At 69.4% G+C, this 18,739-nt stretch carries 15 protein-coding genes, 4 tRNA genes and 1 pseudogene; 14 read left to right on the top strand and 6 right to left on the bottom strand.

Annotated elements, in window-relative coordinates; genetic code table 11:
- Positions 1 to 58: 58 nt before the first annotated feature.
- Both CX1_RS07525 and CX1_RS07530 read left to right on the top strand, forming a co-directional pair.
- Positions 59 to 150: transfer RNA gene (locus CX1_RS07525), tRNA-Ser, on the top strand.
- Between the two features lie 3 nt (positions 151 to 153).
- Positions 154 to 229: transfer RNA gene (locus tag CX1_RS07530), tRNA-Arg, on the top strand.
- A 30-nt stretch (positions 230 to 259) separates the two neighbouring features.
- On the opposite strand, the gene CX1_RS07535 is transcribed toward CX1_RS07530, so the two are convergent.
- Positions 260 to 928: a TetR/AcrR family transcriptional regulator gene (locus CX1_RS07535; protein WP_046650041.1), complete on the bottom strand. Its 669-nt coding sequence runs from the start codon at positions 926 to 928 to the stop codon at positions 260 to 262.
- 154 nt (positions 929 to 1,082) lie between these two features.
- Here CX1_RS07535 and CX1_RS07540 point away from each other — a divergent pair, with 154 nt between their 5' ends.
- Both CX1_RS07540 and CX1_RS07545 read left to right on the top strand, forming a co-directional pair.
- Entirely contained in the window at positions 1,083 to 1,772 is a 690-nt protein-coding gene (locus tag CX1_RS07540) for a hypothetical protein (protein ID WP_052753128.1), read from the top strand.
- A gap of 61 nt (positions 1,773 to 1,833) precedes the next feature.
- Positions 1,834 to 2,823 carry an LLM class flavin-dependent oxidoreductase gene (locus CX1_RS07545; protein ID WP_046650042.1) on the top strand — a complete coding sequence of 330 codons (990 nt, stop codon included), beginning with the start codon at positions 1,834 to 1,836 and terminating at the stop codon, positions 2,821 to 2,823.
- 22 nt (positions 2,824 to 2,845) lie between these two features.
- Here the strand turns inward: CX1_RS07545 and CX1_RS07550 are convergent, their stop codons facing one another.
- Entirely contained in the window at positions 2,846 to 3,943 is a 1,098-nt protein-coding gene (locus CX1_RS07550) for an FAD-dependent oxidoreductase (RefSeq protein ID WP_046650043.1), read from the bottom strand.
- A 196-nt stretch (positions 3,944 to 4,139) separates the two neighbouring features.
- On the opposite strand from CX1_RS07550, the gene CX1_RS07555 reads away from it, so the two are divergent.
- Together CX1_RS07555 and CX1_RS07560 are read left to right on the top strand one after the other, a co-directional pair.
- A complete protein-coding gene (locus CX1_RS07555) occupies positions 4,140 to 5,333 on the top strand; it encodes an acyltransferase family protein (protein WP_060925486.1) in 1,194 nt (397 codons plus the stop codon).
- A gap of 82 nt (positions 5,334 to 5,415) precedes the next feature.
- Positions 5,416 to 5,488, top strand: a tRNA-Arg gene (locus CX1_RS07560).
- Between the two features lie 615 nt (positions 5,489 to 6,103).
- Here CX1_RS07560 and CX1_RS07565 read toward each other — a convergent pair.
- Positions 6,104 to 7,060 (bottom strand): diaminopimelate dehydrogenase, encoded by a 957-nt coding sequence (locus CX1_RS07565; RefSeq protein WP_046650044.1) that lies wholly within the window; start codon positions 7,058 to 7,060, stop codon positions 6,104 to 6,106.
- 71 nt (positions 7,061 to 7,131) lie between these two features.
- Positions 7,132 to 8,154 carry a prephenate dehydrogenase gene (locus tag CX1_RS07570; RefSeq protein ID WP_046650045.1) on the bottom strand — a complete coding sequence of 341 codons (1,023 nt, stop codon included), beginning with the start codon at positions 8,152 to 8,154 and terminating at the stop codon, positions 7,132 to 7,134.
- A 38-nt stretch (positions 8,155 to 8,192) separates the two neighbouring features.
- On the opposite strand from CX1_RS07570, the gene CX1_RS07575 reads away from it, so the two are divergent.
- From CX1_RS07575 to tgt, 7 genes and pseudogenes are all read left to right on the top strand, one after another.
- Complete coding sequence (locus CX1_RS07575; RefSeq protein WP_046650046.1) at positions 8,193 to 8,774, top strand: tRNA adenosine deaminase-associated protein; 582 nt, start codon at positions 8,193 to 8,195, stop codon at positions 8,772 to 8,774.
- 82 nt (positions 8,775 to 8,856) lie between these two features.
- Entirely contained in the window at positions 8,857 to 9,288 is a 432-nt protein-coding gene (locus tag CX1_RS07580; protein ID WP_046650047.1) for a nucleoside deaminase, read from the top strand.
- Between the two features lie 141 nt (positions 9,289 to 9,429).
- A complete protein-coding gene (locus tag CX1_RS07585; RefSeq protein ID WP_046650048.1) occupies positions 9,430 to 9,624 on the top strand; it encodes a CsbD family protein in 195 nt (64 codons plus the stop codon).
- 129 nt (positions 9,625 to 9,753) lie between these two features.
- A tRNA-Ser gene (locus CX1_RS07590) sits at positions 9,754 to 9,844 on the top strand.
- A 594-nt stretch (positions 9,845 to 10,438) separates the two neighbouring features.
- Positions 10,439 to 11,188 carry a hypothetical protein gene (locus CX1_RS07595; RefSeq protein WP_060925487.1) on the top strand — a complete coding sequence of 250 codons (750 nt, stop codon included), beginning with the start codon at positions 10,439 to 10,441 and terminating at the stop codon, positions 11,186 to 11,188.
- Positions 11,189 to 11,527: 339 nt separating this feature from the next.
- Positions 11,528 to 13,927, top strand: a pseudogene (locus CX1_RS07600) (MMPL family transporter); the annotation flags it as partial.
- 723 nt (positions 13,928 to 14,650) lie between these two features.
- Positions 14,651 to 15,946 carry a tRNA guanosine(34) transglycosylase Tgt gene (gene tgt, locus CX1_RS07605; protein WP_082719221.1) on the top strand — a complete coding sequence of 432 codons (1,296 nt, stop codon included), beginning with the start codon at positions 14,651 to 14,653 and terminating at the stop codon, positions 15,944 to 15,946.
- 15 nt (positions 15,947 to 15,961) lie between these two features.
- Here tgt and CX1_RS07610 read toward each other — a convergent pair whose 3' ends face one another.
- Together CX1_RS07610 and CX1_RS07615 are read right to left on the bottom strand one after the other, a co-directional pair.
- The gene (locus tag CX1_RS07610) at positions 15,962 to 16,783 is read right to left on the bottom strand and encodes a queuosine precursor transporter (RefSeq protein ID WP_052753130.1); all 822 of its coding nucleotides are present in this window, start codon (positions 16,781 to 16,783) and stop codon (positions 15,962 to 15,964) included.
- 67 nt (positions 16,784 to 16,850) lie between these two features.
- Positions 16,851 to 17,444, bottom strand: a complete 594-nt coding sequence (locus CX1_RS07615) for an NAD(P)H-dependent oxidoreductase (protein ID WP_046650052.1) — start codon at positions 17,442 to 17,444, stop codon at positions 16,851 to 16,853.
- A 111-nt stretch (positions 17,445 to 17,555) separates the two neighbouring features.
- On the opposite strand from CX1_RS07615, the gene gluQRS reads away from it, so the two are divergent.
- Positions 17,556 to 18,524 (top strand): tRNA glutamyl-Q(34) synthetase GluQRS, encoded by a 969-nt coding sequence (gene gluQRS, locus CX1_RS07620; protein WP_046650053.1) that lies wholly within the window; start codon positions 17,556 to 17,558, stop codon positions 18,522 to 18,524.
- Positions 18,525 to 18,739 lie beyond the last annotated feature (215 nt).

Below are 18,739 nucleotides of genomic sequence, written 5' to 3' on the forward strand. Positions count from 1 at the left end.
TTCACCGGCGGGTTTTTGCCACGCGGCGAGACCCTCGGCTAGAATCCCCCTGGTGCACGGAGGCGTGCCAGAGCGGCCGAATGGGGCTCCCTGCTAAGGAGTTGCCTGTCTTACGACGGGCCGGAGGTTCGAATCCTCTCGCCTCCGCCACAAGCGCCCGTAGCTCAACGGATAGAGCATCTGACTACGGATCAGAAGGTTAGGGGTTCGAATCCCTTCGGGCGCACCACATTTCCCGGTACGTGACAGCGTGCCGGGGTTATTGCTTTTGTCGGGGGCGGGTGCCGGGGTGCGGGGAACCGGCGGAATCCAGTCCGAGGTTCCGGATCTGGGTGTGCACGACGTGCGTCCACAGGTGATCCGCCGGGTCCGCCGTGCCGACGAAATGCCCGCCGAGCTCGAGGGTCAGCGCGCCGATCATCTGCGACAACGCCGCGAACACGGGGGCAGCGCGGTCGCCGCCGACGGGGGCGAGCTGCGCCGCCAACGCGGCCTCGACGGGGGACGCCGGGGTGGCGGGGGCGAGGTCGAGGAAGCAGCGGGCCACGCGCTCGGCCAGGGGGATCGTCTCCGGGGGCGCTGCGTAATCGGGGATCGGGGTGCCGTAGATCAGCTGGAAATCATGCGGGGATTCCCGTGCCCACTCCCGGAGTTCATTGGCCCGGCGCAGCCACGTTTCGGCGGGGGAAGGGACGTCGACGGCCTCGAGGCGGGCGGCCAAGTCGGCGTAGCTCTCCTCGATCAGTGCCGTGAGCAGGGCTGCCTTGCTGGGGTAATAGCGGTAGACCGCCGATGACGCCATGCCCAGTTCTCGCGTGATCGCGCGCATGGACAGTGCGACGGGGCCGACCTCGGCCAGATGCTTCCGGCCGATCGTGCGGATGTCCTTCTCCAGCTTGAGCCGGTTGAGCTCGCGTTTTCCCGTCATGGTGCCAGTCTTGCATGAAATTCCCGCAAAAAGCGAGCACTGCTCTTGTGAAAGTGAGAGCAGTGCTCTACATTGGGCGGTGAAAGAAAGGGCGGTGCTCGCGTTTCCGAGAACGGTCGCCGCATCGCTCCAGGATTCGGCCCCCGGTTGGCGAATGAAGGAGAAGGCGATGGCACATCTGAACGGAATCGAGATGGGTGCGGTCCGGAAGCGTGCGCCCGAGGCATTCGCGGTGGCGGGAGGCGCGCTGCTGGCGGCGTTTCCCCTGATCCGCCCGTGGGGCGACAAGGCCGGTGGCCCGGCGGACATGGTGGACGCGTTCGCGTCGCCGATGTGGGTTGCCGCGCATGTGGCGGGCATGGGCGGGTTCGTGTTCCTGGCCGCGGCGGTGGTGGCGTGGCGGCGGCGCCACGGTGCGAATGCGGGCGGGATTCCATGGTGGGTGGCCTCGGGTGTCGCGCTGATGCTGCCGTTCTTCGGTGCGGAGACATTCGGGCTGCACGTCATTGCCGGCAGCGCGCCGCAGGGTCAGGCGATCGCCGCGGCCAACGCCATTCGCGAGGGCACCGTGCAGTTGACCATGTTCGCCGCGGGCTTGTTGCTCATCGCCGTCGGCGCAGTCCTGCTCGCCCGCCGAGATCGTTCGGCCATGCTTCTCTCCTTCGCACTGGTCACGTACCTGCCGCAGTTCTTCGTCGCGCCGCAGCTCCGGGTCGCGCATGGCGTGGTCCTGTTCGCGGGCGCCGCATGGTGGGCGTGGTCGCTGGTCCGGACCCCGCGGCCGGCTCTGGCGCCGCCGCAGAATTCGATGGTGGGGGAGGCGATGTTGCTGACACGGCAATAAATATCGGTTCCGCCGCGTTGTGCGGAGAAGGAAGCTTGCCCCCGATCTGCAAGGAGCGACCATGATCCGCACCGAGACCATCCTCGACCTGGCCACCATCGGCGGGAAGCAGACCCACGCCGAAGCCCTGCAGGGTTCCATCGCGTTGGCGCAGACCGCCGAGAAGGCCGGGTACGAGCGGATTTGGTACGCGGAGCACCACAACATGCCGACCATCGCGTCGTCGGCGCCGGCCGTGCTCATCGCGGCGATCGCCGCTCGGACGGAAAAGATCAAGCTCGGTTCGGGTGGCGTGATGCTGCCCAACCACTCCCCGCTGACGATCGCCGAGCAGTTCGGCACCCTCGCGAACCTCCACCCCGGCCGCATCGAGCTGGGGCTGGGCCGCGCGCCGGGCACGGACCAGCGCACCATGCGCGCACTGCGCCGCGATCCGCGATCCGCCGACTCTTTCCCGCAGGACGTCCAGGAGCTGCAGGGGTACCTCGGCGACGAAACCCTCATCCCCGGCATCAACGCGATCCCCGGCAAGGGGACGAACGTGCCGCTGTACATCCTCGGGTCGTCGCTGTTCGGTGCGCAGCTCGCGGCGGCACTCGGCCTTCCCTACGCCTTCGCCTCCCACTTCGCGCCCGATGCGATGCTGCAGGCGATGGAGGTCTACCGCGAGAACTTCAAGCCGTCCGAGGTGCTGTCGGAACCACACGCCTTCGCCACGATGAACGTCATCGCCGCGGATGACGAAGATGACGCCGCCCGCCAGCTCATCGCAGTGCAGCGCGGCCTGGTCCGGTCGATGCTCGCGCGCGGTGACCAGCGACTCACCGATGAGGAGGCCGACATGCTCCTGGAGACCCCGCAGGGAATGAAGGTGAAGAACATGTTCGGGCACGTCGCCGTCGGCAAGCCGGAACGCGTCCGCGAGCAGATCGCCGAGTTCGGGCGGTTCTCCACCGCCGACGAGCTCATCGTCGTCCACCAGGCCACGCGGCTGGACGATCGTCTCCGCTCGGTCGAGCTCACCGCGCAGGCGCTGGGCCTGGGCGCCTGACCGGGGCGCCTGACGGAAAAGCTCAGCGGACCCGCTTGCCGTAGGTCTCCGCGATCGCGGCGGCGGCGGCCTTCGCATGAGGGCCCAGGCCGGTGATGGTCGCGGACCCCGGCCCCGCCCAATCGCCGTATCCCACCAGGTGCAGGCCCGGAACGGCGGGCGCGCGGCCATCGAGCAGCGACCGCACCGGCCCCAGCGCCGGGCGGAAGCCCGTGCACCAGATCAGGTGGTCGAAGCCGCCACCGCTGCCGTCGTCATCGCCACCACCGTCGCCATTCAGCTCGTCGAGCGAGTCGAACATCGGCGTCGCCCGCAGCCGTCCCTCATCGCGGGCGGCGAGCACCTCGGGCAGCATCACGATGTCCCCCAACTGCGAATCCGCCCCAGGATCCTCCTCGCCGCGCAAGATCGCCAGCATCCGCTCCCGATTGCGGCGGAACAGCACCCGGCCGTCGACGTCATCGGGCATCCACTGCGGCTCGCGGCGCGTGAACCACGTGACCTCGGCGACGTCCGTCAGCTCCGCCGCGATCTGCGCCGCCGAATTCGCCCCGCCGACCACCGCCACTCTCGTTCCCCGAAACGGTTCCACACCCGGGTAATTCGCCGAATGCCACTGCTTGCCGACGAATCGTCCCGGCACCCGCGGCACGAACGGCGCGGACCACGTGCCGGTGGCGGCAACGACATGATCCGCGGTCCACGCCCGATCCTCCGACCGGACGAGGAACCGGCCGGCGTGGGATTCCGGGGTGGACGAGGCGTCGTCAAGCGAAGAATCGCCTGCCCCGCCCCGGAACTCGACCCGCGTGACGTGCACGGGGCGCTCGACGGGGATGTCGTAGCGGTCCTCGTACGCGCGCAGGTACTCGATGACGTGCGATGCCGGCGGGAACCCGTCGAACGGAGGCATCGGAATGCCCGGCAGGTTCGAGAACTCGGCGGTGGAAAACAGCGTCATCGACGGCCACACGTGCCGCCACGCGCCACCGGGACCGTCCTGATCGTCCAGGACCAGCACGTCGATGCCGGCGCGCAACAGGTAGCGGGCCGTGGCGAGTCCCGCCTGGCCGCCGCCGACGATGACCACCTGATGAGCGGGGGTCGAAGAGAGGGGCATGCCCCCACACTAAATTGATGTTCGTCTAAATGGGCGATAGCGTTTGATGCCCACGGGGGGATACGGCGGCCGGCCGAGCATCCGCCGGTCACGACGGTCAAAGCCAGCCAACGTCAGCCCGCGCCAGCCCGCGCGGCGCCCCCGGTAAGACGGCGCGTCCCCTGCGCGCCCCCTGTCAGAAGGGACCCTCACCACCATGACCCGCGCCACCAGCCCGGGCCGCGTCGAATGGGCCGACGCCGCCAAGGCGATCTCCATCATCGGCGTCTGCGTGCTCCACGCCATCATCGCCGTGCCCGGCGGTGACCAGACCACGTGGAAAGCCGTCTACCAGGTGCTCGACCCGATCCGGATGCCGCTGTTCTTCATGGTGTCCGGGCTGTTCGCCCACCGCGTGATCACGCGCAGCCTGCCCGACCTGTTCTTCCGGCGCATCTGGTTCCTGCTGGTGCCGTACCTGGCGTTCAAGGGGCTGAACGCCGGGCTCCGCGAGATCGTCGACCCCGGCTACCAGACCATGCGCGAGTTCCTCCGCTCCGTCGTCGTCGGCGACCCGGGGCTGTGGTTCCTGTACGCGTTGATGGCGTTCAACCTCATTGCATGGTTGCTGCGGAAGGTGCCGCCGGCGCTGGTGGTGGCGTTGTCGTTCGTGCCGGGGCTGGCGTACGGAGCGCTGCGGCTCGACGAGTTCGAGACGTTCAACGAGATCAACCACATCGTCCTCTACCTGCCGGCGTTCATGATCGGCCTGCACGCTCGTCGGCTGTGGCTTCGGTTGGGCGAGGCCGCCGATCCCGACCGGTCGCGATCCCCGTTCGCCGCGTACGCCGTCGCGGCGCTGGCGGCGGGCGCGTACCTGTCGTGGTGGGTGCTCGACGCCACGACCACGGGGTTCCTGGGCTACGTCATCGGCCGCATGAGCGGCGTGGTGCTGGCGGTGCCCATCGCGATCGTTGCGGCCGTGCACCTGTCGAAGGTGCCGGTCGTCTCACGGGTGCTCGGCGAGATCGGCCGCAACACGCTCCCGATCTACGTCTCGCACCCCATCGCGATCTGGATGGTCGGCGCGCCGCTGGGGGATTTCGTCGTCGCCCGCGGCGCCGGGTCCTTTGCCGAGGCCGATGTCCGCATCCTGCTCAACCTGCTGCTGTGCGTGATGGCCGGTTTCGGCATGTACGTGGTGGGCAAGATCCCGGTGCTCAATTGGGCGCTGTACCCGCCGTCGCTGCCGAGGGGGCGGGCGAACCGGGTGCCCGGTGGGCGTCGTCGAGCATCCGCCGCCCCGCATGAGCCGGAGCGTCCCCGCATCGCCCGCCGCCGCATCGCCCGTCCGGCCGTCGACCAGCTTCGCGAGCCCTCCCGGCGCGACCTTTCAGGCCCCCGGAATTAACTCCTGAACTGGGGATTTGTTCGGTGCCGGGGCGCGGGGTATCGTTACATCCCGTTGCACGGGCCAAGCCCGGACAGCGAATGCGCCCGTAGCTCAACGGATAGAGCATCTGACTACGGATCAGAAGGTTAGGGGTTCGAATCCCTTCGGGCGCACGGTTGCCCCGGCAGACATCGTCTGCCGGGGTTTTCGTCGCCGGGGTTAGGTGCATCGCGACGCTTCGCGGGACCGGCTCGGGTTTGCTTGACGACGGTCGGCGTGGAACATCTGCTGTCGGATCCGTCTCGGCGATGTTACTTCGGGCGATGAAAGATAAGCCACCGGGCAATGGCGGCGGCCGATTCGGACAATCGGGCCAGCTGGGCCCGTCGGGCCCCTACGGGCGGGGGGCCGGGGTGGGGCGGCGAGCTGGCCCCTGCGGTCAGCAGGTCCAGCCGGGGCAGCCCGGCCCGTACGGTGCCGCGTTCCAGCCGGGACCGTATGGTCCGTACGGCCCGCAGGGGCGCAGGGCCTCGGCTCCCAGGGGGCTCGTGACGGCGGGCAGAAGAAGTTCCCGTGGAAGATCGTGCTGGCCATCGCGGCGGTGCTGGTCGTCGTGCTGGGCACCACGGTGATCGCCGATGTGGCGCGGAACGCCAACGATCTGACTACGCGTACTCCCATGACTCAGGCCCCGGCTCCGTGCCCGGGTCGGGGCAGGACATGAATGCGCCGGGCCGTCGCAAAGCAACTTTCGCTTTACGACGGCCCGGCGCCTCCGCGTTTTCGCCCTACACGTCGTTCTTGATCAGCTCGTCCAGCGGCGTCTGCGACAGCAGGTAGGGGGCGATCTCCAGGACCGTGCGGGCGCCGCGCTCACCGGCCTCGCGCAGGCGGTGCGCCGCGCGACCGTAGGCGACCTGCACCGCGGCGGTGAAGTCGGGGTTGCGCTCCAGCTCCAGGCCGAACTCGATGACGTGGCGCGACGTGCCGGCGCGGCCCTGCGTCACCACGTTGCCGCCGTGGGGCATGCCCTGGTGGTCGCGCTCGAACTCCTCGTCGGAGATGAAGTCGACGATGGTCTCGTAGCCGACGAAGTAGTCCGGCATGGTCACGATCGCCTCGCGGATCGCATCCTGGTCGGCCTCGTCCGCGACGATGTAGCAGTGGCGGATGTGGCACTTCTTGGCGTCCAGGTCGCCGCCCTCGCCGCGCTTGACCGCGGCGATCGCGTCGGGGTTGGGCTTGGTGTACTGCACGCCCTTCTTCACGCCCGGCACGCGGCGCACCGCGTCGGAGTGGCCCTGCGACAGGCCCGGTCCCCAGAACGTCATCTGGTCCGCGCCCGGCAGCACCGCCGCGCCGTAGACGCGGTTGAGCGAGAAGAAGCCCGGGTCCCAGCCGGTGGAAATGACCGCGACCTGGTCGCCGGCGCGGGCGGCGGCGTCCATGGCCTCGCGGTGGCGGGGGATGTCGCGGTGATTGTCGTAGGTGTCGACGGTCGTGTACAGCTTCGCCAGCTCCGGCGCCTGTTCCGGCACGTCGGTGGCCGAGCCGAGGCAGATGAACAGCACGTCGACGTCGTCCGCGTGCTCGTCGACGTCCGCCGCCGGCAGCACCTTCGCGTCGGTGTCCAGGGAATCGCGGCGCGAAAACACGCCGACGAGCTCCATGTCGGGCTGGTCGGCGATGACGCGCTCGACGCTGCGGCCGAGGTTTCCGTAACCGATGATGGCGGCGCGGATCATGGGGGTCCTTTCGTCGGAGCTCCCGCGTCGGGCGCGGGAATCGTGTCGACCCCCAGGGTAAACGGTGCGGCCTAGAAGATCTCGATGCGCCCGCCGAGCTCCTGGGCGTGCTCCAATTCGCCGATCCAGTCGCCGGCGCCGGGGCTGACCCGGATGACCGGGCGGTGCGACAGCTTCACGCCACCGTCGAGGACGCGGGTGCCGGATCGGGCGCGGTAGCGGCCGTGGGCCTGGAAACCCGCTTCGGACAGGGCCGCGGCCGTGCCCTCGCCGACCAGTTCGTCGCGGGCGGCGGACAGCAGCGCGATGGCCTCGTCGACGGCCTCGACGACGGGGGCGACGTTGTTCTCGCACCACGAGCGCACCATGTCCGGTTCCGCACCGGCGACGCGCGTGCCGTCGCGGAACGACCCCGCGGCCAGCGACAGCGTCAGCGGGCCACCGTCGTCGCCGACCACGGCCAGCGCGTACGCCAGCAGGTGCGGCATGTGGGAGATGCGGGCGACGGCGCGGTCGTGGTCGTCGGCCAGGGCCGGGATCACCTCGGAGCGCACCAGCTTGCCCAGCGCCACGACGTCGCGGAAGGTCCGCGTCCACGACTCCGGAACCTCCGTCCCGCCGCGCCGGGCGTCGTCGGCCCGGTCGAAACAGACGACCCACGCCGCGCCGTCGTAAAGCCCCGTCCTGGTGGCGTCCCACCCGGACTCCTCCGACCCGGCCATCGGGTGCGCGCCCACGTACCGGTCGCCCATGCCGCGCGCATTGACCTCGTCGAGGATCGCGCGCTTGACGCTGACGACGTCGGTGATGCCGCAATCCGGCGCATGCTCGGCGATCTGGTCCAGCAACCCGCCGACGGCGAACATGGGCACGCCGACGACCAACAGCGCCCGGTCCTCCTGGGCCCGGCGCAGCACGGCGGTCAGATCCGTCGACGCGTCGAAGCCTTCGGCGGTGGCGGCCTCCGCAGTCGCAGCCGAGCGATTCCACCCGTAGACCGGCGCATTCGCCTCGGCGAGGTCGCGCATGAGCGATCCGCCGATCAGCCCGAGTCCGAGGATGCAGGTCGGTGTGGCGAGAGAGTCGTTGGTCACTTGACAAGGATGACACACCACGACTAGCGTGGGGTGGCATGAGCACGACTTTTCCGGGGCCTTCGCGCCCCGACCAGGACCCGCGCGGCGACGACGACGATCGCTCGTACGCGGTGGCGGTCATCCAGGGCGATGACGGCTGGTCCGTGCGCGAGCTCGGCGACGCGGCGCTGGATTCCCTCGCCGACGCCACCGCGCAGATGCGCCGCCTGCGCGCCGAGCGGGCGTCGTTCGCGATGCTCAACATCGACGACGACTACTTCATCCTTTTGCGCCCGATGCCGGGCGGCGTGCGCGTTTTGCTTTCCGACGCCACCGCGGCCGTGACCGACGACATCGCCGCGGACGTCATGGACGAGCTCGACGAGGACATCCCCGACCTCGACGAAGACGAGCTGGACGACGTCGACTCGTGGCCGGAGGGCGACCTGGAGATTCTGTCGGACCTCGGGGTGGCCGAGGACGTGCTGTCGGTGATCTGCGACGACCAGTCGTTGTGGGCGTCGGAGCAGCTCCACGCCATCGCCGCCGAGCTGGGCTTCGAGGAAGCGCTCGCCGACGAGACCGGCGTGGAGGTCGACGACGCCGACGACGGTGGCGACGGGGATGACGACGACTGACGGAGACGCCGGCGGCGGGAGCGGCGGACCCGGCGGGGGAGCACTGCCGCGCCCGGACGCCGACCTGCGCGACGAGGCGTGGATGCGCCTGGCCATCGACGTCGCCCGGCGCACCCCGCCCGGCGACGTGCCGGTCGGCGCGATCGTCGTGGGCCCGGATGGCACGGTGGTGGCGGAGGCGTCGAATCGTCGTGAAGCAGACGCCGACCCGCTGGCCCACGCCGAAGTCCTGGCCATCCGGGCCGCCGCCCGCGCGCACGGCGACGGCTGGCGGCTGGAGGACTGCACCCTGGTGGTGACGCTGGAACCGTGCGTCATGTGCGCCGGCACCGCCGTCATGGCCAGGGTCGGGCGGATCGTGTTCGGCGCGTGGTCGCCGAAGACCGGGGCGTGCGGGTCGATCGCCGACGTCGTGCGCGACCCCGCCCATCCCTTCGCGCCGCACGTGCGCGGGGGCGTGCTGGCCGGCGAGTGCGAGGACCTGCTGCCGGAGTTTTTCCGCGGCAAGCGGTGACGGCGCACCCGCCGGGGCTTCGAAAGTGCGGTGACGGGGCGGTAACGGTTCGGCCAAAAGGCGGGAACGTTCATGGCGAGGTCCGATGAATCGCGTTTATCGTCGTTGGTGAAACGTCAGCGAAATCGTTAGGAGACCAACATGGGTGACTTCCAGAACAAGGCCGACGAGCTGGGCGGCAAGGCGAAGGAAACCGCCGGCAAGGCCACCGGCAACGACAACCTCGAGAACGAGGGCAAGGGCGACCAGGTCAAGGCCAACGCCAAGCAGGGCGTCGAGGACGCCAAGGACAAGGTGACCGAGGGCCTGGGCAAGCTCAAGGGCGACGACCGCTAGTCGATCGCCGGTCCCCTCCGGCATTTCACGATCGGGCCACCGCATGCCGCGGTGGCCCGTTTCGCTGGGCGGAATCGCCGTGACCTGGCGATTTGTCCGCCGGGGGCGCACTCCGATAAGTTCTTTCGCGGTGGCGTGTCCGAGCGGCCGAAGGTGCTCGCCTCGAAAGCGAGTGTTGGGTAACCCCCAACCGAGGGTTCAAATCCCTCCGCCACCGCCAATGATCCCCCCGCCTGCTTGTGCAGGTGGGGGGATTTTTTCGTGCCCGGATCAGCCGTAGGTGAATCGCGTCTGCCCACGTTTTGCCCACAATCACCGCTCGCCGTGCCGGGACGTCGCAAAGTAGTGCCACCATTCCGCGAACCCGCAGGTCGCCACTTTCGGGCCGCGCAAAATGTGGGCTTTCCGACGCCCGCGGCCCTGATCCGAGTTCGCGGCCCCGATCCGCTGCCCGTGACCCGGCTTCGACATGCGCGGCCTCGATCCGCCGCCGCGCGCCGCCATTCGCCGCCGGATGGGGGGGGTAGTCATGTTCACTGCACGTAAGTCCGGACGCTTCCGGCTTTTCGTTGCACGGATCCTCGGAAGCGTCCGGGGTTGGGTGCAGTCCCGCCGGCTGGCGTGATCTCGGGCGCCCACCCGCCCCGAAAAGTGGTCGGCTGCGCCGGGCTGCCCGTTACCATGGTTCACACGGAGAAAATATTGGGCGTCGAGCGCTGAAGCCGTGACCGGAGTGACGGGAGCGGTGGCTGCAGCAGTGATTGAAGTGGTGCCGACGAAGTGGCCGACTGAGGAAGCGGATGAAGGGAACGTCATGACGAAGATGCGAATGGGCAAGCGCGCGAGGATCGCCGTGGCGGGAGCGTCGGCGATGGCGCTGCTGCTGGCCGGCTGCGGCTCGGGCGACGAGGGCGACGAGGGCGACGCCACCACGGATACGAACACCACCACGAACACGGCTACGGAGTCGGCGCAGGAGTCGGCGCAGGACGGGACCACCGACTCCGAGACCGCCGCCGCCGAAACTTCCACCGCCGAGGACACCGCCACCGAGACGGCGGCGGCCGGCGAATGCGCCCCCGCGACCGTCGCCGTCGAGGAAGCCGGCGGCGCCGACGGAGGCCCGACCTTCGGCGTCCCCCTCCCCGACGGCTGGAATCGCGTCGGCGAATTCGAGAGCGACATGATCCCCCTCGCCCTCGCGAACCAGGGTCTGTCCGCGGACGGCTTCACCCCGACCGCGGTGCTGACCATCGAGCCGTCGCAGGTCGGCGGCGAGCAGGAGTTCGATCGGCAGCTGGCGATGGTCGAGCAGCTCGGCCGCCCGGGGACCGTGACCGAACGGGAGCCGGGCACGACCTGCGGCCACGAGAGCCAGGTCATCGAGTACGAGATGGAGGGCCCGAACGGCATCGTCACGGCCGTGACCGCGTTGATCGTCAGCGTTCCGGTCGCCGATGGCTTTATGACGGCCGTCCTCAGCGCCCAGTCCGCAGATGCGGACAACGCCGATTACGCCGAGGGGCTGCGGACCATGGTCGACGAGTTCCAGGTCAAGAGTTAGTCAAGGATTGGTGGAGCGGTAGCGGAGCAGGGGACCGGCTGCTTTTTGCTTGACGACGGACTGGTCTGGGCGCCGGGCCGTCGCAAAGTAGTGCCACCGCTGCGCGAACCCGCTGGTCGCGACTTTCGGGCCGTGCGGATTGTTGCACTTTCCGACGCCCCCTGTCCGGCCCGCCCGCGCCCGCCTGCCCGCCGATGTGTTTCCTGGGGCGATTGTTTCGCCTGTTGTGACACCGGGAACCCCCGGGCACGTATCCTGGGTTGGTGGTGCGCGCGCTCCGCGGCGAGTCCGCCGGGCCCGCGCTCGCGATTCGACGCGGATGATAGGGGAAGTTGAGCGATGGCGAAGGTCCTGTTCAACCTCGGCAGGTGGTCTTACCTGCATAAATGGACGGTCATCGTCGCTTGGGCGCTGATTCTCGGTGTCGTCGGTGGTTTGGCCGGCACGATGCAGAAGGGATTCGACGACCAGTTCTCGATCCCCGGCATGCCGTCGTCGATCGCGTCGCAGATGATCGAGAAGAAGTTCCCCGATCAACCGAACCCCATCCGCGAACAAACGGTGTACGTGGTGTTCGAGGCGCCGGAGGGCGAGAAACTCGAGGACCCGGAGAATTTCGCGGCCGCGGATGCGGTGGTGGCGTCGATCAAGGACAACATCACCCAGCTGACCGCCGACGAGATGCTGGTCAACCCGGTGCGGCTGAACCCCGAGCTGCAGAAGACCGTCGTGGAGACCGGCACGCGCTCGGGTCTGCCGCAGGCCGTCGCCGAAGCCGACGCCCACGCCATCCGGATGCTGTCGGATGACGGCCGTCACGGCATCGCGCAGTTCGCCTTCGACGTCCGCGTGCCCAAGGACATCACCCCGGAGAACCGCCAGGCGCTGTTCGACGCCATGCAGATCGGCCGCGACGCCGGCATGAAGGTCGACGCGATGGGCCCGGGCATGATGGACCCGGTCGCGGTGAGCGCGACGTCGGAGATCATCGGCATCACCATCGCCGCCGCGGTCCTGGTGATCACCTTCGGTTCGCTGGTGGCCGCGGGCCTGCCGCTGATCACGGCGGTCGTCGGCATCGCCATCGGTTCGCTGATCGTCGTGTTCATGACGGCGTTCACCGAGGTCAACTCGATCACGCCGGTGCTGGCCGTGATGATCGGCCTGGCAGTCGGCATCGACTACGCGCTGTTCATCCTGTCGCGGTACCGGGCGGAGCGGTCGCGGGGGCTGACCAAACCGGATGCCGTCGGCATGGCCACGGGCACGGCCGGTTCGTCGGTGGTGTTCGCCGGCCTGACGGTCATCGTGGCCCTGGCGGCGCTGGTCATCGCGCAGGTGCCGTTCCTGTCGCTGATGGGCATTTCGGCGGCGATCACGGTGGGCATCGCGGTGATCATTTCGCTGACGCTGCTGCCGGCGCTGATGGCCCTGTTCGGCCGCAAGATTTTCGCGGGCAAGATCCCCGGCATCGCGGGCAACCCGCTCAAGGGCGGCCGCCGTCCGCTGTTCGGCGGCAAGACGATGGGCCGGCGTTGGGTCGAGGCCGTCCACAAGGCGCCCGGGTTGTTCCTGGTCGGTGCGGTGGGCGTGCTGGTGGCGCTGTCGGTGCCGGCGGCGAACCTGCAGCTGGCGCTGCCGTCGGACTCCACGTCGCCGTACGGGTCGACGCAGCGCAACGCCATCGCCATGGCGGCGGAGGGCTTCGGCCCGGGCCGCAATGCGCAGATGCTCATCATCGCCGACGCCGAGGGCGTCGACCCGGAGGCCCCGGCGCTGCAGCCGCTGGCGCAGGGCCTGATGGCGGGCGACCCGAACTTGTCGCCGGAGCAGGCGGCGCGCACGGCGTCGTTCAGCTACGCGCTGGACAATTTCAAGAACAACGTCGACGTCGAGCACGTGCAGATGATCGGCATGAACCGCGACCGCACCGGCGTGATGATGATGCTCACGCCGAAGGCCGGCCCCCTGGACAGCGAGACGGGCGCCCTGATTTCGGCGCTGCGCGCGCAGCAGAACCAGATAAAGGAGGCCACCGGCCTGGTCACGGGCGTGACGGGTCTGATCCCCATCGAGCAGGACATCACGCAGCGTCTGTCCGACGCGATGCCGGTGTACCTGTCCGTGGTCATCGGTCTGGCCATCGTGCTGTTGCTGCTGGTGTTCCGTTCGCTGGTGGTGCCGTTGACGGCGGGCCTGGGCTTCCTGCTCTCGGTCGGCGCGGCGTTCGGCGTGACGGTGCTGTTCTGGCAGGAGGGCCTGTGGGGGCTGGTGCATACGCCGGGCCCGCTGGTCAGTTTCATCCCGATCTTCATGATCGGCGTGACCTTCGGTTTGGCCATGGACTACCAGGTGTTCCTGGTGTCCAGAATGCGCGAGCATTTCACGCATTCGAAGGGGCGGTCGCGGCCGGGTTCGAAGTACAACGCCGTCGAGGAGTCGGTCATCGAGGGCTTCTCGTTGGGCGCCCGCGTGGTCACGGCGGCGGCGATCATCATGATCGCGGTGTTCGTGGCTTTCATCGGCCAGCCGCTGGCGTTCGTGAAGGTCTTCGGCTTCGCCCTCGGCGCGGCGGTGCTGTTCGACGCTTTCCTGGTGCGCATGACGCTCATTCCGGCGTCGATGTTCCTGCTGGGCCGTTCCACGTGGTGGATGCCGAAGTGGCTGGACAAGATCCTGCCGTCGGTGGACGTCGAGGGTTCGGCGCTGGAGAGCAAGGCCGACGACTTGGTGGCGGCGGGCAAGGCGGAGCGCGAGGCGTCGTCGCTTGACGACGGCTCGTCGGCAGCCGAACCGGCCGAGCGCACGAAGCGGTGCAAGGGCGAGAAGCCGGGGAAGAAGGCCAAGAAGGCCGAGAAGGCCGAGAACACCACCGCTTCGGAGGCCCCGGCGCCCGTCCGCTCGGTCGATGATGAGGCGACCATGCAGTTCCCCATCGTCGACGCCGAGCTGGTCGACGAGCCGGCGGCGGAGAAGAAGCGCGGCGCGCCCTCGCAGCCCGCCCGGCCCGCGGAGTCGGCGCCGTGGCGTGGCCCGACGTCGGCGGCGGGCGAGGTCCCGCGCACCCCGTTCAGCAGCCCCTACGCCGCGCGCCGCATGCAGCAGGAGAATGCGCGGAAGTCGGAGGCGGCTCCGGAGCCGGCGCCGGAGCCCAAGCGCACGCCCAAGCCTGAGCCGCAGCGGCGTCAGGTGTGGGCCCCGGAACCCGCCGACGAGTCGATTTCGGTGCAGGACCTGATCAAGCGCGAGGGGGGCCATGCCCGCCCGCGCCGTCGCCGCGCCCTGTGGGACCCGCGCGACTACGACGAAACGGACGGGGCCGACTAACCTCGACCCCCTGCACTTCCACCCCCACCACTTCCACGGCCGGGGCGCGGCCGGGCCGGACCCGGGCCGCGCCCCACCACCCACGCCCGACCGGACAACCCGGCCGGGCCACCACATTTCCAGGAGACCCACCCAGTGACGGATTCAACGGCGGACCAGGGCAACTTCAGCGTCGTCAAGCAGATGGACGGTGAGCCGGGGCGAGCCGGAATCATCCGCACCCCGCACGGGGACGTGCAGACGCCGGCGTTCATCCCGGTGGGCACGAAGGCGACGGTGAAGACGCTGACGCCCGAGCAGATCCGGGACACCGGCGCGCAGGCGGTGCTGTCGAACGCGTACCACCTGTACCTGCAGCCGGGCCCCGACATCGTGGAGGCGGCGGGCGGTCTGACGCGGTTCGAGAACTGGAACGGACCGACGTTCACCGACTCCGGCGGGTTCCAGGTCATGAGCCTGGGCGTGGGCTTTCGCAAAACCCTGGCCATGGACGTCACCGGCCTGCAAAACGACGACATCCTCGCCCCCGGCAAGGAACGCAACGCGTTCGTCGACGAGGAGGGCGTGACCTTCCGCAGCCACATCGACGGCAGCTCGCACCGGTTCACGCCGGAGTTTTCCATGGGCATCCAGCACAAGCTCGGCGCGGACATCATCTTCGCGTTCGACGAGCTGACCACGCTGATGAACACCCGCGAATACCAGGAATCCTCCGTCGAGCGGACGCACCGCTGGGCGCAGCGCTGCCTCGACGAGCACGATCGCCTGACCCGCGAGCGCAACCAGGTGCCCGGGCTCGCCGGTGATCTCGCCGAGGGCGAGCGCCCGCTCCAGCAGCTCTTCGGCGTGGTGCAGGGCGCCCAGTACGAGGACCTGCGGCGCGGCGCCGCGCGGGGCCTGGTCGAGCTTTCCGACGCCGCCGAAGCCGCCGGGAAGCGGGGATTCGCCGGCTACGGCATCGGCGGCGCGCTGGAAAAGCAGCGCCTGGGCGAGATCTGCCGCTGGGTCACCGATGAGCTGCCCGACGACCGGCCGCGCCACCTGCTGGGCATTTCCGAGCCGGACGACATTTTCGCGGCCGTCGCCGCCGGCGCCGACACCTTCGACTGCGTGGCCCCGACGCGGCTGGCGCGCCGTGGCGGCGTGTACACCCTCGACGGCAAGATCACGCTGACGAACGCGCGGTTCAAGACCGACTTCGGGCCGATCGACCCGGAGGTGGAGTCGTACACGACGCTGAATTACTCGCGGGCGTACATTCACCACCTGCTCAAGGCGAAGGAGTTCCTGGCCGGCACGCTGTGCACCATCCACAACGTGTACTTCATGGTGAAGCTGGTGGAGAACATCCGCGCCTCGATCATCGACGGCACTTTCGAGGAGTACCGCGACGAGTTCCTCGGCCGCTACTACGCGGGCAAGAAGAAGTAGCGGCCGCGGATCGCGCTACTGCGCGGCGGGCTGGTCGTAGTAGCCCTCGCGCTTCTTCACCCAGGCGATGACCTGGTAGGTGATCGGCAGGATGACGACCTCGACGCCCGTCTTCCACAGGAAGCCGACGACGACGAAGTTGACGAAGTCGCCCCACGTCGAGATGCCGATCGCGGGGGCGGCGATGGAGCAGAAGATGAGGGTGTCGGCGAACTGGCCGACCACCGTGGAGCCGAGAAGGCGCATCCACAGGGATTTTTCGCCCGTGCGGCGCTTGATGGCCGTCAGCGACCACGCGTTGAGCAGCTGCCCGACCAGGTAACCGGCCAGGCCTGCGAGCACCAACTGGGGCACCGTGCCCAGGACCGTTTCGAACGCGGCCTGATTCTCGTAGAAATCGGCGGGCGGCAGCTTGATGGCGATGAAGAAGCTGGCCATGCCGATGGCCAGCACCGCGAAGCCGGTGTACACGGCGCGGCGGGTCGCACGGAAACCGTAGACCTCGGACAGCACGTCGCCGATGATGTAGCTCAGCGGGAAAAGGAAAAACGCACCGTCGGTGACCAGGCCGAACAACTCGACGCCCTTGGTGGCGGTGATGTTCGAGATCAACAGCACGCCGGTGAAGATGCCCACGAGGATCGGGTACATCGAGCGCGGCACCGCAACGTGGCGGGGCGCGTCGGATTCGATCGCGGGGTCGTACTTGGAGGTGCCGTGCTTGGCGGCGGCGTCGCCGCCGGTGGTCGCGGTGCGGGGGGAGTTCGTGGGCGTGGACGCGGTGGCCGCGGCAGCGCCCGGCCCAGAACCGTGGGCGGGGGAATCGGAGTTGGTCATGGCGGGAGAGTCTACTTTCCCGCCGGTCGCCCGCCACATCCGGCGGCGGGCGCCCCGGGAGTCCGGCCTACTCCGCCCCGATGCCGCCGCCGGCGCGGGGATCGACGCGGTCCGGCGTCGCGTCGGCCAGCTTGGCCAGCTCGGCCTGCGCCTTGTTCAGGATGCCGACGACCTCGTCGACGTCCTTCGGGTGGCGGCCATCGAGCAGGGTGTACGCGTCGCCCCACGTGTAATCGGTGGCGACGCACTTGGCCTGCACGGTCTCCAGCGCCTCGCGCAGCACGGCGGTGGCGCCGACCAGCGCACGCGGCCCCGGGGTGAAGCCCATGACCAGCGACGGCTTGCCCATGAGCACGCCGGAGCCCATCGGGCGGGAGCACCAGTCGATGGCGTTGGTGATCACGGCCGGCGCGGTGTGGTTGTACTCCGGGGTGATGATGACCAGGCCATCCGCGTCGCGCACGGCCTCGCGCAGCTCGCGGGCGGCGTCCGGCTCCTGGCCGGGGACGTCGAGGTCCTGGTCGTAGAACGGCACGTCACGAAGGCGCTCGAAGACGGCGGCGGTGTCGCCCTCCGGCAGGTGGTGGATGAAGGCCTCGGCCAACTGTCGGTTGGTCGATTCCTTGCGGAGGGAACCGAGGAAAATGACGTAGTTGCTCATGTGTCAACGATACCGCCGGATGCCCGGTCGTGAATCGGCGGCGCAGCCGCGGCGCCTGGCCGGACGCGGGGAGGTGGGCGTCGTCAAGCCAACCCGTTTTAGTGTGGGGACATGGACGAAGCTGATCGGGGCGCCGGGCCCGCGTACGTCGGCCGCTACGCGCCGTCGCCGACCGGGCACCTGCACCTGGGGAATCTGCGGACGGCGGCGATCGCGTGGGCGCGGGCGCGGTCCGTCGGCGGGCGGTTCCTGGTGCGCGTGGAGGACATCGACCGGCAGCGGTCCCGCCCCGAATTCGAGGAGCAGCAACTCGCCGACCTCGCGGCCATCGGCCTGGACTGGGACGGCGAGCCCGTGCGCCAGTCCGAGCGCGATTCGCTTTACGACGACGCATTGCGCCGTTTGCCGACCTTCCCCTGCTTCTGCTCCCGCAAGGACATCCAGCGGGAGTTGGCGGAAATGGGCGGGGCACCGCACGGCGCACCCGGCGCGTACCCGGGGACCTGCCGCGACCTGTCGGAGGCGGCGCGGGCCGAGAAGACGGCGGAGCTCGCGGCGTCCGGGCGGGGGCCGTCGCTGAGATTGCGCGCCGACGTGCGCGAATGGCGGGCCGAGGACGCGCTGCACGGCACGATCGTCGATGCGGTCGATGACATGGTGCTGCGGCGCGCCGACGGGATGTGGGCGTACAACCTGGCCGTCGTCGTCGATGACGCGGACCAGGGCGTCACCGAGATCGTCCGCGGCGATGACCTGCTGAGTTCCGCGCCGCGCCAGGCGTATCTGGCGCACCTGCTGGGGGCACCGGAACCGACGTACGCGCACGTCCCGCTGGTGGTCAACGGCGAGGGGCGGCGGCTGGCCAAGCGCGACGGCGACGTGACGCTGCGCGACATCTCGGCCGGGGAGGCCCAGCGGTGGATCCTGGATTCGCTGCGTGCCGGCGGTGGCGCGGGTGGCGAAGACGCCGTCGCCGAAGGGCTGATGGGCATGGATTTGAGCGATGTGGATCGCATCGCCGACCTGCCCGAGGTGTTCGACCTGATGGCCATCCCCCGCGAGCAGGTCGTTTTCCGCTGACCGGTCGCGCCCGCCGCTGCACCCGCCGTGCCCGCCCCGCCGTTTTCCGCATGCCCGCCCAGCTCGCCGTGCGTAACCCACCCCGAATGGTGTAACCCACCCGCTGTAACGGGTGGGTTACACCATTCGGGGTGGGTTAGCCATGGAGCGGGCCGATGGCGGCGCCGTTTCGGCACTGTCGTGCGCTGCGGGTGGTCCGCGCCGTCGCTAGCCTG

The sequence above is a fragment of the Corynebacterium xerosis NBRC 16721 = ATCC 373 genome, from assembly GCF_001552415.1.
GTDB classification, from domain to species: domain Bacteria; phylum Actinomycetota; class Actinomycetes; order Mycobacteriales; family Mycobacteriaceae; genus Corynebacterium; species Corynebacterium xerosis.